Origin of the sequence: Paenibacillus swuensis (genome assembly GCF_001644605.1) — a bacterium.
Taxonomy (GTDB): Bacteria; Bacillota; Bacilli; order Paenibacillales; family DY6; genus Paenibacillus_N; species Paenibacillus_N swuensis.
In genome coordinates, this window is the sequence record NZ_CP011388.1 from 4,492,329 (window position 1) to 4,507,449 (window position 15,121).

At 48.9% G+C, this 15,121-nt stretch carries 11 protein-coding genes; 1 reads left to right on the forward strand and 10 read right to left on the reverse strand.

Features of this window, described 5'->3' with window-relative positions:
* Window positions 1-35 precede the first annotated feature (35 nt).
* A complete protein-coding gene (locus SY83_RS20240; RefSeq protein ID WP_068609849.1) occupies window positions 36-1,253 on the reverse strand; it encodes a GntR family transcriptional regulator in 1,218 nt (405 codons plus the stop codon).
* Between the two features lie 270 nt (window positions 1,254-1,523).
* Here SY83_RS20240 and SY83_RS20245 point away from each other — a divergent pair, with 270 nt between their 5' ends.
* A complete protein-coding gene (locus tag SY83_RS20245; RefSeq protein WP_068609851.1) occupies window positions 1,524-2,237 on the forward strand; it encodes a helix-turn-helix transcriptional regulator in 714 nt (237 codons plus the stop codon).
* Window positions 2,238-2,291: 54 nt separating this feature from the next.
* On the opposite strand, the gene SY83_RS20250 is transcribed toward SY83_RS20245, so the two are convergent.
* From SY83_RS20250 to SY83_RS20290, 9 genes are all read right to left on the reverse strand, one after another.
* Window positions 2,292-3,131 carry an alpha/beta hydrolase gene (locus SY83_RS20250; RefSeq protein WP_068609853.1) on the reverse strand — a complete coding sequence of 280 codons (840 nt, stop codon included), beginning with the start codon at window positions 3,129-3,131 and terminating at the stop codon, window positions 2,292-2,294.
* A gap of 116 nt (window positions 3,132-3,247) precedes the next feature.
* Window positions 3,248-4,690 (reverse strand): response regulator, encoded by a 1,443-nt coding sequence (locus SY83_RS20255; protein ID WP_068609855.1) that lies wholly within the window; start codon window positions 4,688-4,690, stop codon window positions 3,248-3,250.
* On the reverse strand, window positions 4,665-6,500 hold the full coding sequence (locus SY83_RS20260; protein ID WP_068609857.1) for a sensor histidine kinase: 1,836 nt from the start codon (window positions 6,498-6,500) through the stop codon (window positions 4,665-4,667). Before SY83_RS20260 ends, SY83_RS20255 begins: the two co-directional genes overlap by 26 nt.
* 89 nt (window positions 6,501-6,589) lie before the next feature.
* Window positions 6,590-7,474: a carbohydrate ABC transporter permease gene (locus tag SY83_RS20265; protein ID WP_068609859.1), complete on the reverse strand. Its 885-nt coding sequence runs from the start codon at window positions 7,472-7,474 to the stop codon at window positions 6,590-6,592.
* A 39-nt stretch (window positions 7,475-7,513) separates the two neighbouring features.
* Window positions 7,514-8,371 (reverse strand): ABC transporter permease, encoded by an 858-nt coding sequence (locus SY83_RS20270; protein ID WP_068611239.1) that lies wholly within the window; start codon window positions 8,369-8,371, stop codon window positions 7,514-7,516.
* Between the two features lie 345 nt (window positions 8,372-8,716).
* Window positions 8,717-10,420, reverse strand: a complete 1,704-nt coding sequence (locus SY83_RS20275; protein WP_068609861.1) for a type 2 periplasmic-binding domain-containing protein — start codon at window positions 10,418-10,420, stop codon at window positions 8,717-8,719.
* Between the two features lie 227 nt (window positions 10,421-10,647).
* Window positions 10,648-12,261, reverse strand: coding sequence for an alpha-amylase family protein (locus tag SY83_RS20280; RefSeq protein ID WP_197479907.1), 1,614 nt, complete (start codon window positions 12,259-12,261; stop codon window positions 10,648-10,650).
* A 206-nt stretch (window positions 12,262-12,467) separates the two neighbouring features.
* Window positions 12,468-13,988: a glycoside hydrolase family 43 protein gene (locus tag SY83_RS20285; RefSeq protein ID WP_068609863.1), complete on the reverse strand. Its 1,521-nt coding sequence runs from the start codon at window positions 13,986-13,988 to the stop codon at window positions 12,468-12,470.
* A 91-nt stretch (window positions 13,989-14,079) separates the two neighbouring features.
* On the reverse strand, window positions 14,080-15,024 hold the full coding sequence (locus tag SY83_RS20290) for a GerAB/ArcD/ProY family transporter (protein ID WP_197479908.1): 945 nt from the start codon (window positions 15,022-15,024) through the stop codon (window positions 14,080-14,082).
* Between the last annotated feature and the right edge of the window lie 97 nt (window positions 15,025-15,121).

The following is a 15,121-nucleotide window of genomic DNA, read 5'->3' on the forward strand; positions in this document are numbered from 1 at the left end:
CTATGATCGTTGTTAAACGTTCACAGAGTTTACCTCTATTCCATGCCTATTCTGCTGACACTTTCGCGCAGCACCAATTCGGTCGGGAGCTTCACGGTCAACGCCTCCGCTTCGGGATGCCGTATTCTTTCGAGCAGCAGCTTTGCCGCGCCTTCGCCTAGCGGCCCCGTCGGTTTGCGCACCGACGTTAACGGCACGGCCAACACCCTTGCGAATGCCAAATCCGTGAACCCGGCCACGGATAAATCCTCCGGCACTCGGCGCCCGATCCGTCCAGCCGCGTTCATAAGCTGCAGAGCGACATAATCATTGGAACAGAATACAGCCGTCATGCCCGGATTGTTGTTCAGATATCGCTGCAGTACATCCTCCGCAGCCTCCGTTTCCTGATGGCGGTCTCCCCACTTCAATAGCACGGCTTCGCTCTGTACCGCCATCCCCCTGTCCGCATGGGCTTGCGTATAACCGTAATACCGATCCTCTCTGCTCATGATCCCTGATATATCCTCCGAGACGAAGCCAATTAACCGATGGCCCATGTCCGCTAAATATTGAGTCAACTGATAAGCGCCCTGGAAGTGATCATGATATACACTGGACATCCGGATTTCACGGAACATCCGGTCAACGAGCACGATCGGATACTTCTCAAGATGAAGCCGAAGGACCTCATCACCGCAAGTTCTCCGATTCCCTGGAAACAGAATGATGCCTTCAATACCCGGAGATGCCTTCAAGTCGCGTATAATTGCTTCTTCCGCGTCCAGCTCGCCGTCTGAAAACCGAAGCACGGCTTCATATCCTTCGGACTGAAGCGCTCTTGATGCGGCTTCGCACACCTTGCCCGCATATTCGTCCAACGCCGGAACGACAATGACGACTGTCCGCGGGACCGACCGGCTCGGGTGGTCCTTTACGGAAGCTTCGAATTGCCGATTATTCCTAATCGGGCTGCCGGAATTCTTTGTTTCACCCGACACATTATCACTATGATCTTCCGACAGCTTTACCTCCGCTTTTGCCAAGAACGTCCCTCGCCGGGGTAATCGGTACACGACCCCTTCCTTCGCCAACTGAAGCAAGGCCTCCTTGCTGGTCCGCGTGCTCACGCCGAACAGTTTCGCAAGCTCCGCTTCGGAGGGCACCGGATCATGAGGCTGTAATCCTTGCTCGAGAATCAGCTCCAGAATACGCAACCGCATTTGCTCGTACAAGACAACTGGCCCCTTCTTTAACTGTACTATTTCCCGCATGCCAATGGCTCCTTTACACTCCGCACAATTTCCTTATTCTACAACTTTTATGTATTAGTAAAACATATTTAATCAGAAGATGCAATGCGCACCAAACCGCGCCGATGTGGAAATGGTCTGATTTTATTTTGAAATTCAAACGAAAATCTCCCGCATTACCGAGGAAAGCACCATTTTCTCATAATGTATAACCGCTTTCTATCCGTAGCTTCGCTGTTGAGGGCATATAATGGTTACATGCCTTATCAATGTAATGTAGGAGAGAAACTAATGATTCAATTTCCCCCAATCAGCCGCGCGGAAGCCCTGTTGGCCGAGGATATGTTGCGCCGGAAGATGAGTCAGGCCTTTCGAATCGAGTTCATGTTCTTTGCGGGGCAGAAGTCCGAATTCATATTGTGGCTGCAAGAATGCACCCCTGCGGTCCAAGGAGTCTCGTGGGCCATCTGGACCGAGTGGTACTATACGATCGCGACGCCTTTGCTTTCCATAGCCAATCGAATCCATATCAACCGCGGCAGCGATTCTGTTGTGGACTCGGATACATTAATGCGAATTACCTCGCATCACAGCCGGGATTCCGCGCTAAACTATTTAAGCGATTATGGCGCCAAGCTGTTCACGTTCCGGGATCTCATCCATGTGACAACGGACAAGGACGCCGAACTCATCGCCCGCTTACACAGTTATATCGCATCCAACCTCCATGCGGACCTTTCCTTGAGCAGCCTTGCCGATATCGTCCGTCTGAATGGAAGCTACTTAAGCCGATTGTACAAAAGCGTTACGAATCAATGTTTAATGCATTATATTACCGATGAACGAGTTAAACGCTCGAGAGCGCTGCTGCGCGACAACCGCCTGAAAGTGCATGAAATCGCCGGAAAGGTGGGCTTTCTATCGCCTCCGTATTTTACACGTTTTTTCAAAAAAGAGACGGGAATGACGCCCATGGAATACCGGGAGTTGGTCCTCAATCATTAACAAAAGAAAATCTCCCGCGCAAATGGTCGGGAGATTTTCTTTGTAATTCTGTGATTATGGCGCCGTTACAGGGATTGACGCAAACCCGATAGCCTGAAGCCATTGGGCGCAGACAACCGTCCATTTCCCGACATGCGCGTCGTCCTCAGCCAAGCCCAAACCATGGGCGCCCTTGCGAAATACATGCAAATCATAAGGGACGCCATACTTGGTCAGTGCTTCCGCGAACAACAGGCTGTTGGTAACCGGGACGCCTTCATCATCTGCGGTATGCCATAGAAAGGCTTGCGGCGTAGAGGCATCGACATTACGTTCCAGGGAGAATCGAACACGAATCGCCGGATCAGTTTGACCCTTGAGTAAATTATCGAAGGATCCGGAATGGCTCCCATCGCCCATCGTAATGACAGGATAACCCAGCACCAACGCGTTCGGTTTCGCATCCAGACTGTCAATCGCATCGAGCGGGTGTCCTTCAGCGAAGCTTACATTTGCGAGTGTGGCAATTGAGCCCGCAAGATGCCCGCCGGCCGAGAAACCCAGAATACCGATCCGGTCCGGATCAACATTCCATTCTTCCGCGCGGCAGCGGACCGTCCTGATGGCTCTTTGAGCATCCAGCAAAGGGCATGGATAGTGGTAATCTGCGTCCGCGGTTCGGTAATGCAATACGAAAGCGGAAATTCCGATACTGTTCAACCAACGGGCAATCGGTTCACCCTCATGCGGCGCTTTCAGCCAATAACCGCCGCCGGGACAGATTACTACTGCGGCGACAGGTTTATTCGCTTGGACCAGATATGGAGTAATGGACGGACAATCGTCTCTCTCCGCGCCTTTGGCCAGTGGCGCACCCTCAGGCCATAACAGAATTTCTGAAGTTGAATCAGACATGATACGATTACCTACTTTCCTTATTCGTTAATTCGGCTGTTCCGAATTTTCGTCCGTATGGTTTGCATCTGCTTTCGGCAGCAGTAAGCCATTTCCTGCCATATTCATAGTGAACTTTAGACTCCGGCACCCGAGCCTATCCTGGAGGACCGATATTCGCTGGGCAATAATCCTACATTATCCCGAAACACCTTACTAAAGTACCTTTCATCCTGAAATCCGGCTTGCTCTGCAATGCGATAGACCGGCATCGTCGTCGTCGTTAACAATTCCTCCGCTTTGCGAATGCGAAATTGCTTCATCAGTTCATTGAAAGGCTGCCCCACCATATCCTTGAAGCACTTGCTGAAATAGCCCCGAGAGATGTTGACCTTCTGCGCCACATCCTCCTGATTCATACCGCTCTTCATTCCGCGGCGCATATAGTCAATCGCTTGCAGAACGCTCATGGACACTTCCTTAGACAAGTGCAGCTTGGATGCCGCAGCCATAAGCGATTGACGGATTTCCCCCAGCACTTGTTCGCATTCCTGCCAAGACGTTGCCTTTCGCAAACGCTTCTTCCACGGTTCGTATAAATCTCCCTTCAACAATTCCCCCCAGCCCTCCACCGTCGTGGCCGCAAGCCGCAGGATGTCCTCATGAGCCGGTTTAGCTTTAAGAAGCTCTGTGCGAAAGGTTTGCCACGCGCTCTGATCATATACCCATGAGAACCTGTGCCAGATCTTCTCCCATTCGCTATGCGCCTCCTTCTTCAGCCCTCCTGCCCCCCTCGTATCCTTGGCAGGACGAAGGTGCGCCCAAGAGATATAGTAGGTTTGTTTCCCATGCTCATACTCATAAAACCAATCCCGTTCAAGAAAAGCCGAAAGCCTCGCAGATACCTCCCCAGGATGAAACGGTTCGATTTCATTCACCACAACAACTTCCCAATGCACCGAGTCCATTTGTTCCCAAACCCGCTCCGACTCCACAACTTCGACGGTAGATTCTCGACGAGGCAAAAACCAGGCGTTGTTCTTCACTTGAAACAGACCCGCTCCGCTCCATTGGCTCAGTAGAAGTTTTGCTGCATGCGGGAGTTCCGTCTTGGCCATCAGAAGCATCCCCCAATTTATTGGAGCCGACAAAGGGGCGGTAGTGACAGGCGAATCTTCTGAACCGACCTGTATAGCTTGCAGCTGTTGAATTCGATTCGTAATGCGCTGCAGCACTTCTTCCACGCGTTCTTTCTCTAATTGTGTCTTGACCATGTAGTCCAGCGCGCCGAGTTTCAGCGCTTCCTGTACGAACTGGAATTCCTGATGACAGGTGAGAACGACTGAAAGTAACCGCGGATGCTTAGTGCGAACTTTGCGCAACAGATCGAAGCCCCCCATGACGGGCATCGTAATATCTGTAATAAGCAGATCAATCTCGTTACTCTCCAGAAATTCAAGCGCGGATTCACCGTTATCGGCTTCGCCCACAATGGTCATATTGTGACTGCTCCAAGGAAGAATGTGAATTAATCCTTGCCGAACCAAGTATTCATCATCCACGATTAACGTTCTGATCATGTTGAGGCTCCGCTCCCTTCATTGTAATCGGCAACAGCATCATCATCCGCGTGCCGAGACCCAGTTCACTGACGATTTCCAACCGGTAAGGCTCACCGTAATACACCCGGATCATCTGATCGACATAGCTCAGACCAATGCCTAAACCAACCTTGCGTTGTTCCCCCTCATCTTGCCGTAACAGCCTCTGTTGAGTTTCTAACGACATCCCTTCACCGTTATCCTCAACCATTATGAGGAAATGGTTCTCATCCTGCAGCTTAACCGACACCTCAATCGCGCCGTCCTGCTGACGGAAGCCGTGGTAGATGGCATTCTCCACCAGCGGCTGAAGCAAGAACCGGGGAACCTGCAACTGTTCCACTCCCGCGTCTTCCTGGATATTCACACTGAACTTGTGATTATAACGGATTTGTTGAAGCTCCAGATAATCCCGGAGCGCTTGTACTTCCTGGTGGATCGTAACGATATGGCCGTCTTTCGCCAGATTATAGTGAAGTACCCTTGTGAACGTGGAAATCAGATTGACGATCTCTTGCTGTTTGTTCATCGCCGCAATCCATTGAATCGTGTTAAGCGTGTTATGCAAAAAGTGCGGATTAATCTGAAACAGCAGCTTCTCGACCTCCAGATGACGTTTGTTCTTTTCTTTGGTCTCCACCTCTTGCAGCAACTCTACAATCCGTTCCTTCATGAAATGGAATTTATTCAGTAGATCGTCATACTCCATAATATTGACATACCGGATTTGCATATCGAACTGGTTGTTGGCAAGCAGTCGGAAATCCTCCTTGAAATGGGAAATCGGTTTGTAAATCATCCGCCATATAATCCATCCAAGCGCCAAGCTCAGAATAAGCGTCAACATTCCAATCAGCAGCAGATTACGGAACCACTGATTGATTTCCTGATTGTAAGCGCTCTTATCAATGACAGCCAACAAGCTCCAGCCCGCCTTGCTAATATCCCGAAACATATAATAATCTTTCTGTTCCTTGGCCGCGCCCGTCGGTATGCCGCTCAGGGGATACCCTTTCGGAAAGCTTTTCTCGTCTTCGCTATACAGCACTTCTTCATTCTGGTCGAGAATCAAATGCTTCACCTGGTAACCGTACTGTTCGCTGCTGATCAATTTATTAAATAACTTGAAATTGGTTTCAATATAGATATACGTCTTCTGAGCAAGCCCTTGTATTTCCGGTTTCTGCGGAATCAACAAGTCCCCTATCGTTTGCTCGACATTCAATTCCCGGACGACCGAGAACACGGTTTGGTTGCCGTTGCGGTAAAACGTTCGATGAGGACCGTAAAATATGATATTCTTTTCTTTGCTCATGACAGGGTTTGAAAACATATTGGCGTCCAGATCCACAGAAAGACTGTTAAACAGATATTCATGGGTGGACGGCATATAGTAGGACATGAGGCCCAGACTGGGATTCGTATAATTCGTCAGCGTCATGGAAGCATCAATGTATCGTTTATGCATCTGCTGCTCGCTTGTCCCCGCCGTTTCCATATACTTCTGTAAACTGTCCCCGATCTTGCCGTCAAGGGCCAATTGCTTGGAAGCGTAATTCAGATTCTCGAAGACCTCTTCAATCGCTTCCCGTTCCAAACGAAGATTCTTATACACACCCTTCTCGATCTTGTTCTGCAATATCGAATAGGTAGAATAATAGGTCATTCCTCCAACCAGCACAAAAGGGACGACTGTCACCAGACCCAGCACTAGCAGCAACCTGTATTTCAGCGCGTAAGGAAGTAATAGATTTCGAATGACGGACATGGCTTTCTCCGCCTGAGGCATGCTCTTCCCCGCCTTTCCACATTTCTTCGCCTCTAATTATATCAAAAAAAAGGAATAAAACCGCCATTGTTGACGGTTTTCCCTTACAACTACTCTTTCACTGAACCCATCGTAATCCCTGTTATAAAATATCTTTGCATCAGCGGGTAAATGAGCAGCACGGGGATCATGCTGACAATGATTTTGGCCGAATTCAACGTCTTGTTGGACACCCTCTGTAATCGGTCCAGATCCTCCGAAGTGACGCGGGTCGGATCGATTTGAACGATCAATTGCTGCAGGTAGGATTGCAACGGCATATTATCCGGGCGATTAACGAAGATCATCCCTTGGAAAAATTCGTTCCATGTATAGACGATGGTGAATAAAGTAATCGTTGCAAGCACTGGCAACGACAGCGGCGCATAGATGCGAGAAATCATGTACCACGGACCCGCGCCGTCGATAGACGCCGATTCGTCCAGTTCTTTGGGCAAATTGCGAAAGAAGTTAACGACAAGTATAACGTTGAACACATTGACGACCATCGGCAATACAAGTCCCCAGATCGAATCAATCAGGTTCAGATTCTTGACCACAAGGTACAGCGGGATGAGTCCGCCGTTAAACATCATGACAATCAGGAGCAGCCACATGTAGACGTTGCGAAGCTTGAAATCCCGGGTTTCTCTGGATAGCGGATATGCAGCTAACAGCGTTACGATTAACGAAATAACGGATACGAGCACAACCCGTTTCAGCGAAACGATAAACGCGGTCCAGAATTTACTGTCTTCCAGAATGCCGATATAGGAAGCAACCGTGAAGCCCTTGGGCCAGAAAGTTACGAAACCGGCGGAGGCGAACGAAGGCTGACTGAAGGAAACGGCAACACTATGCACTAACGGCGCGATGGCCGTAAACGAAATGATGATGAGCAGCGTATACAACAGGAAATCGGTGAACTTGTCGCTGAAGGTTCTCGATGTAACCATTGGGGCCCTCCCCTTTCTTTCTGAGGTTGGAAGATGAAATTAGAATATACGATAATTTGCAAACCTGTAGGCCAATCCGTACGTAATGGCGATTAATATAAAGCTGACGATAGACTTGGCCAGACCGATTGCGGTAGCAATTTCGTATTGCGCGCTGACGAGACCCATTCGGTACACATAGGTGTCGATAATATCGCCGGTATCGTATACGAGGGCGTTGTACATATTGAACACCTGATCAAAGCCCGCGTTCAGTACCCCGTTCAGACTCAAGGTGGCCAGCACAACGATGGTTGTAGCGATACCAGGAAGGGTAATATGCCTCATCTTCCGCCAGCGCGATGCGCCGTCGATATCGGCTGCTTCATAAAGCGCCGGGTTAATGCTGGTCAATGCCGCGAGATAAATAATAGTACCGAAGCCGAATTCCTTCCAGGTATCGGTAAGGACAAGAATCGGACGAAACCAATCATTACTTCCGAGAAACATAATCGGTTCCATCTGAAACAGTTTCCCGAGCGACTGGTTGATAATGCCTTCCAGACCGAAGATATCTCTGAAAATCCCTGCCAGAATGACCCAGGACAGGAAATGGGGCAAGTATACCAAGGTCTGCACGCTTCGCTTGAACCAGCGGACGCGAATTTCATTCAGCATCAGCGCGAACAGGATTGGCGCCACGAGTCCTGCCGAAATTTTCATAGCCGCAATGATCAGCGTATTTTTTAGAATAATAAGACTTTCGGGATTCTGGATAACGAACTGAAAGTGAGCAAGTCCTGCCCAGGGCGAACCCAGAATTCCCTTTGAGGGGTTGAAGGTCTTGAACGCCAGCACAATCCCGAACATCGGCGCGATATTAAAGATTCCGATCAGGATCAGGAGCGGCAGCAGCATCAAATGATAATGAAACCACTTGGTTTTGTAGAAAGGATGTTTCCTCGTTGTTCTGTTGTATAGAGGTTGCGCAGTTGACACCGGCATCGTCATTTTCGCATCGGCTGAATCGGCCATATCCTCCACCGCCTTCCTGTTACGTTAGTAGAATTAGTTAAGTTTATATTTATTACTATAGAGCAACATGCGGTATTCCTGTGAGAGAAAGCGGGGTTGAGGACCTGCGAATTTCGTCTACTAATGGCAAAATAGAGCCCGTATTCATAACAAAAAGGCTGCCTAAACACGTCCTGCGGACCTGTCTAGGCAACCTTTCACATAAGTCACAACTTACTGCATCCGTTTCTATTTTACAACTGCTTCATTCACTTCGTTCGTAATCTGCTCGCCGCCAAGCTGCTTCCATTGGTCTACGAATTTATCGAACGAATCTATAGGCTGTTCACCCATAATGATTTTCACATAGGTTTTCATCTGCAGGTCGAATAACGTGCCCCACTTCGTCTTCATGGATTCTGTCTGACCGTTAAATTCGCTGTATACAATGTTGGACTTGCCGCTAGCTACCGCACCAATGCCTTCCATCCAAGCGGTATATTCCTGCCAATGGGAGATGTCCTTCTTTGGATTTTCTTTCTCTGACTTGATTTTCGTATAAATGGATTGCTCTGATTCATCCAAGGTATCCTCACCCGCCGTACCGTCTTCAACCGCTTTAAATTTCATATAGCTGCGAATCGTGGTATCCGTGTATGCCGGGGCGGTTGTGATCGCGAATGATCCTTCCGCGTTCGAAGCGGACCAGCCTTCGCTAAGATCCAGCGCTTTCAGTTCAGGCACCTTCTTCTGGCTGTACATTACACTCCAGTTCATGAACTTAACAGCCAATTCCGGATGGGCGAAGCCTTTCTTGACGACCGTGTACGTATTCACCACTTTATCCGCGGACGCGTTCATAACGCCGCTTGCGTCCAGCAGAGGGAAAGCTTTCCATTGCGCTTTCGGATCGTTCTTTACAACCTCGCCAAGCGGCCAGTGAGGAGCCCACCAAGGCTGGAACATCATGCCGGCTTTGCCGGATGTGAGCATTTCTGTTGTCTTGCCTGCGTCAATGACACCGAAATCCTTGTTGATCAAGCCCGCTTTATACAGCTCAATAATCGACGCCAACGCTTCTTTCACTTTTGGATCGATGCCGCCGTAGATCAATTTACCGTCTTCACCTTTTAACCAATTCCGCGGATAGGCGTTATTCGCCGAGAACAGCGCATCTAGGGTGTGCATACCGCCGTTCGTGCTCATAATATCCTTTTGTACCGCAAGACCCGTTTTACCGTTTTTGGCAAAAGCTTCAGCAACCTTCTTCAAATCCGCCAACGTTTTGGGTTCCGGCAGCTTGTATTCTTCGAGCCAATCGGTACGCACCCATACAAGCATCTGTTGGGTCATATCCGCCTGATTGGGCAGCCCCATCAGCTTCCCGTCAAGCGACGCATAATCCAGTGCTTTATTACTCTCCGATTCGAAACGCGCTTTGACTTCATCGGAGGCATAATTCTTGTATACTTCAGTTAAATCTTCAATCATATCCGCTTTCGCCATGCGCTCAAGCACGGTTCTGGCGTCATAACCGAAGTTGGTGTCGCTGATCATGAATATATCCGGAATATCGCCGCTTGCGATCGCCAAGTTCAACTTGTTGCCGAATACCTGACCGTCGTTGTTTGCCGTCCAGATGACATCCACATCCACGTTCAGCTTCTCTTCGAGGAATTTGATATAATCGTTGTCCTCATACGTTTGACCTGCCGGAAACTTCGGATCCGGGTTTGTCGAGACAACCGTTGTGAATTTGACTTTCTCAGCCTGCGGACCGAGCGGGTCCGGTTTCTCCTCTTTCGGTGTTTCGTTCACCGGCTTTTCGTTACCTGCCGCCTCGTTCACTTTCTTACCGCCGTTCGCTTCGTTGACCCCGTTGTTACCGCTGTTGCATGCTGTAATAAATACCATGAGCAGAATCAGAGCTGAAAGCATGAATTTCTGTTTCATTGTTCCCCTTCTCTCTTTGCTTAGTATTAAAATTATTTACGTATTCATCATACTTTACAAACGCTTACATCATAGAGGGAATTCAATGATCTTAACCTGCGATTTTGGTGCTGATCTGTTCCGCTCGAGTTTAATCCATAGGATTGGTGACCATATTCGACATCAGCGTCTACTGATTTCGCACATTTGCATCTGTGTGGCTTCCCCTGTGGTCACTTTAATTACACTTATATCGTACCATGTTTAAGCGTCGCTGTTTCCATCAGATCGAACCAATCGTATCGGACTTCCTCTCCGCCTAACCGCCATCTGGCGGGACAGCTGTTTTCCAGCCAATCCAGCGGTACTGCCGCGGGCAACGGTTGCGATGCTGCACGGAAAGCTTCAGCCAAAGCCTCTTCCTGCTCCCTTCCTATTGCCGCCGGATGCGCCGATACAAACAGCGGTGTGCCGCTATTCGCAAGAAGATGCAGCCATTGCTTGTTCAGATGCCAAGGAATTTGCTCTGTTATGCCGACACAGTCGGCGTCTGCGGCGAAAAAAGCTTGATGCTGCGGCATTCGGAAGGCAAGCGTGTTCACCCCGTATTTGCGAGTGCGTTCCCATACCTTTCCGCTGGTATCATCGCCTGTGCGCTGCAGATGAACATAGCCTGCAGCGAGATGCCCAATCGTATTGCAGCCAATGATTATAGCATTTCCTGATGCTTCACGGATGGCACGATACAGGTCTGTAACAATTTCGGCAGTCGTTCGCGACTGATCGGCGAATGACCAACCGTCATCTGTCGGCTGCGACCCCATCTCGAAACCCCACTTTCCGAACAGATCAAACGTGCTGAAGTCATGTTTAATCAGCTCGTAACCCCATGCCGCTACACGTTCAACGTCTTCCCGAATCTGATCCAGCACCCCCGGGATACTAGGATCCATAATGGTTCCTTCAAAAGGAAAATTCACGTTTCTCCTATTGTTGAGCTGCCACTCTTCAGGAGTCTTCATTGTAGTCAGCAACGGCCTCATCCACAAACCCGGACGTGTCCCCAGCGATTTCATTTCTCCTGCAAGAGCGGCCATATCGGGAAATTTGTAATTGCCGGCAAACCATGGACCGCCGTTACAGACCCTCGAATGACAGATTTGCCAGCCGTCATCAATGATCATATAGGGACGGGGACCGCTTGACGGAGCAAGCGCAGCAATTCGTTTCGTATCTGAGAGAATCTCTCGATGCGAACTTTCCCCGTAAGCATAGTACCAGTTATTTCCTCCATATACCGGCTCATCAGGAAGCAAAGGTTGCTCGCACATCACCCGGCAGAATCTATGCATCGATTCCAACAGAGTCTCCCCCGCTTGTCCCTCATGACGAATGATAACCGCGGCCAGCAATTCCCTTCCGTTCAGTATAACGCCGCAGCCGCCCGAGCGCACATCAAGCCACAGCGTGATGCCGGATGCGTCCGCTTGCCAGAAACAAAGCGCTGCCGCGCCTGTTTGCACACCAAAGCCGTAGACTTGCCCTTCCGTATAAGCCGTCCAATACCATGGCATAACACGCTCACTGATCATCCCGCGCCACTCGAGATCGCCATAACCTCGCTCCCAATGGTCGGCTGCGATATGCGTTCCCTGGGGAAATTCCCCCTTCCACCGAATGGCGATACGGAGAACCTCTTCATGATTACTCATGAGATAAACAGCACATCTGCTGCCTGTATCCTCAAGTCTCACCTCGATTCCGGGCGCTGACCAGTTCGGACCGTCAGGGTGCAGCCTTCTCCATTCGTTACCTTGCTGTACGATAATTTCCGATGGAGTTTGTTCAAATTTCAGTTCCATTGCCATTCCTCGCTTTCCGTGTTGCCTTTACCATCATCTTAGCAACATCTCGGGAAGAAGAATGTGCGACTCTTGCACGTTGTTGACAGCTAATACTACGAATATGGTCTTCAGTTACTAACCCATCGACCAAAGTTCACCGCAACGCACAAAGGCAGGAGTCTAATTACTCCTGCCTTGGGTTATGTTTAATGTATTTCTCAAAACTATTCCGCGAACCGAGCTCGAACATATGTCCGGGGATCTCCCCAGATCCACCCCGCAGGTGTCCACACTCTTTCTTTGGGCATATCTCGCGAATTTACCTGTACCGTAATCGATAAGGGGAGCTCCGTACCTTGACGAAACAACGGGAAATCGGCCGAATCTCTTCCAATTTCAATATGGAAATCGAGCGTCTGTTCTTCCCCGCGGCTCCATGAAGCAGTAACATATTGCTCCGCATCCGCAGGGAAGCTCGAACCTATGTCGACATAATCCAGATACGTGCCAGTAACTACAGAACACTTTCCCTCAGGCAACCTAGCGAAGCTATATTGATAATGATTTACCGCAATCCACACATGATCCTTGTCCCAAATCCGATTGGACGGTTCAATCACCCCCGGAAGCTTTTCCCCGATGAGTCTGATGTGGAATACCAGTCCGTTCTCGTGCCAGGTCATATGAGCGGATGCGCGTAAATCCTTTTTGTCAGGCACAAAATCCAGTTCTCCGAGACTTGAACCGCCATGAAATGGCCTCTGATTATGCTCTAAAACAGCTCCATGCGGCACTGCTAATTCAGGACCCGCCGCCACATCTATATGCACACCGCGGTTAAACGCTTGAAAGTTCCATGAATTCATCCATTCTATATAAATCTGATCGCCTTCGAACTGAATAGGCAGCCATACATGACGGGAGTCGCTAAGGTTCGGGTATCTCCATCTATCGCACATGAGAATGTACTGATTCTCTTGGCCCGCCACAGTCAGCACATAGGTCGGTTGGGAATGAAACGTGCTTTCGCGCCCAGTTCCTCTTGCAATCATCCCTTGTACTTTCCACTCGCCCATAATCGAATCCGATACAGCGTAATAGGATGCGTTCGGACTAAAACCCGTGCAGCCGGAAGCAATCATATAATATTGTTCCTGATGCTTAAACAAGGCGGGCGCTTCGCGAAATTGTCCCTGAAATACTTTCTTGAACCGCCCGTCCATGGCAAGATAATCGGCCGTTAACAAGTTGATCTGTAAATTGGCATTATTATCCGTAGCGTGAATCAGGTAAGCTTGACCGTCATCATCCTGATACAGCGTCATATCTCGGCTCTCTGCTCCATTCGGCCGGAAACTGCCTACATATGTATAAGGTCCGTCAGGCTTGTCACTGACCGCAACTCCTGCATGAGCCAGGCCGTAGCCCTTATTCTCCACATGCATCCACATGACATAACGTCCGCTTTCCGGGTGTCTGATCACTTTGGGACGTTCAATGATGCGGTCCGGATGGAGCTCATGACCTTCCGCTTCCACCGGCGCTAGCGCGATGCCCCGATACGTCCAGTTCAATAGATCCTCAGAAGTGTAACAGCTAATACCGGGAAAACTCTTGAACCCGTCTCTCATTTCGCCAAACCAATAGTATAGACCTTCATCATAAAGCACTCCCCCGCCATGTGCGCGAATCGGGTTTCCTTCCGTATCCAACCAGCGTTCCCCCGGCTTGAACCCATTGGTCATACCCGGCCTCCTCTCAACTTACGATCTCCTCATCTCATTATAACGAGAAGAATAGAATGCTGACAGGGAGCTGTGTCTTCATTAGGTTGAATTATGTTGTTTTTAAACTTCGACGGGCTTTGAGCTGTGAAATGATAAAGAGAATCGGGATGTAAGCATACAGTACATAAAAACCAACGGTATTGTACATCTTGGTCAACTTTTGCAACGTCTCGTAATTGGTTATAAGCATACCCAAGATGCCAATTCCCCCAAGGAGAACCAGCAAACTTATCCACTGCTTCAGATGAAAGCTTCGCTTGGCAAATCGGCAGGAAACCCAAAGACTAAGGGAAATGTTAGCTAACAGAGGTACCAAGAAAATGGATGTCACCAAATATTCCAACCTTTGAAAGAAAGGAAGTTGAATAATCATATACATATGGAAAGTGGGCCAGATCAGGAGCCTCAATTGACCTTCGCTGAAGAACATATAGGTTATAAGGATCAGTGCCGTATAAAGGACAGTGGCAACTAGAACAGATAATTGTGCCCATTTCTGAGATTTAGCCGGCGATTTGATAAAGGGATAAAGCATGAGTAATGCTTCTACACCGATATATTGAAGCGTCATGTCCTTTGAGGATATTAGAAATTCTTGCAGTGTATGGTCGATTAAAGGCTTCAAGTTCAACGGGTGCAGATATTTCCACAATAAGAATACTAATGGAATTTTACACAAAACAACGGCAAGGGTTCCCCACAAGCTTGCTCCGTTAATCGTCCGAAGACCGCCGGAAACCGTGTAATAAAACAAAATAAGGAGAATAAGTAAAATGGACCATATGGGAATCGTCGGAAAGAGCCAAACTCGGATAACGGCGATATGACTTCTACACATCAGAAATGCGCCGAATGCAAAATAGAGCAGAAAAAAAAGGTCCACTGCCTTTCCCGCGTACCTTCCAAAATAAACGCGATGGATTGCCGAAATGTCCAGTTCGGGATGGCCTGCGAAAATCCGGTAGATCATCCAGACCACCGCATGAATGCACAAACCTGTGGCAATAACAGATATCCATGCATTATATCCTGCTCCGTTAAATATGTCCCTTTATAGGTTAAGACTCCCAAATCAACCATACTTATGAAAA

Bases quoted from the DNA above. Each gene is read 5' to 3' on its own strand.
- SY83_RS20240 (WP_068609849.1), bottom strand. From the start codon at position 1,253: ATGCGGGAAATAGTACAGTTAAAGAAGGGGCCAGTTGTCTTGTACGAG.
- SY83_RS20245 (WP_068609851.1), top strand. From the start codon at position 1,524: ATGATTCAATTTCCCCCAATCAGCCGCGCGGAAGCCCTGTTGGCCGAG.
- SY83_RS20250 (WP_068609853.1), bottom strand. From the start codon at position 3,131: ATGTCTGATTCAACTTCAGAAATTCTGTTATGGCCTGAGGGTGCGCCA.
- SY83_RS20255 (WP_068609855.1), bottom strand. From the start codon at position 4,690: ATGATCAGAACGTTAATCGTGGATGATGAATACTTGGTTCGGCAAGGA.
- SY83_RS20260 (WP_068609857.1), bottom strand. From the start codon at position 6,500: ATGCCTCAGGCGGAGAAAGCCATGTCCGTCATTCGAAATCTATTACTT.
- SY83_RS20265 (WP_068609859.1), bottom strand. From the start codon at position 7,474: ATGGTTACATCGAGAACCTTCAGCGACAAGTTCACCGATTTCCTGTTG.
- SY83_RS20270 (WP_068611239.1), bottom strand. From the start codon at position 8,371: ATGCTGCTGCCGCTCCTGATCCTGATCGGAATCTTTAATATCGCGCCG.
- SY83_RS20275 (WP_068609861.1), bottom strand. From the start codon at position 10,420: ATGAAACAGAAATTCATGCTTTCAGCTCTGATTCTGCTCATGGTATTT.
- SY83_RS20280 (WP_197479907.1), bottom strand. From the start codon at position 12,261: ATGGAACTGAAATTTGAACAAACTCCATCGGAAATTATCGTACAGCAA.
- SY83_RS20285 (WP_068609863.1), bottom strand. From the start codon at position 13,988: ATGACCAATGGGTTCAAGCCGGGGGAACGCTGGTTGGATACGGAAGGA.